Consider the following 571-nt stretch of genomic DNA (forward strand, 5'->3'; position numbering starts at 1 on the left):
TGTTAAGGGGCTGATTAATGTTTGGCTAAAATGTGAAGCGAAGCGAAACTGAGCCAAACGTTAGCAGTCCCTCGCTTAAACAGCTTGTTATGTGTCGTCTTTCCACGGTAGCTGCAAATAAATCAATGACATAGTTACAAAAGCTATTAAAGACATAACTTTAATAAACCTCAAATCTAGCTCTGTTGAATCTAGATAGTGACCAACAAGATAGAGAGTAAATGTACTTGCAGTAATGACTACACCAAAAAGAATACTACATAAATATTTATTAATGTCTGAATTTTTTAATTTAGTGTACGTTAAGACTCCAACCAATATGACTGGAAAGAATGCTAGAAAATACAATGGGAAATATAGTTCATCGTAGTTTTCATCACGATATGCATCTAACATTATCGCGATACTTAATCCCAATACCACAATACCAATAAACTTCAGTGTTGTTTTTAGGTTCGACCAAAATGTACTTTTTAACTCGTCAGTCAAAAGAATACTCCATTTCCAAAGACACATAACGCCCAACTCAGCGGGCAATTGAAGCGCAGCGTAAATTGGTCCGCTGCAGTTG

1 protein-coding gene is annotated in these 571 nt (G+C 36.1%); it reads right to left on the minus strand.

Annotated elements, in window-relative coordinates:
- Window positions 1-87: 87 nt before the first annotated feature.
- A partial coding sequence (locus CEX98_RS22965) for a hypothetical protein (RefSeq protein WP_172439834.1) occupies window positions 88-571 on the minus strand: 484 nt, incomplete at its 5' end.

Origin of the sequence: Pseudoalteromonas piscicida (assembly GCF_002744175.1) — a bacterium.
GTDB classification, from domain to species: domain Bacteria; phylum Pseudomonadota; class Gammaproteobacteria; order Enterobacterales; family Alteromonadaceae; genus Pseudoalteromonas; species Pseudoalteromonas piscicida_B.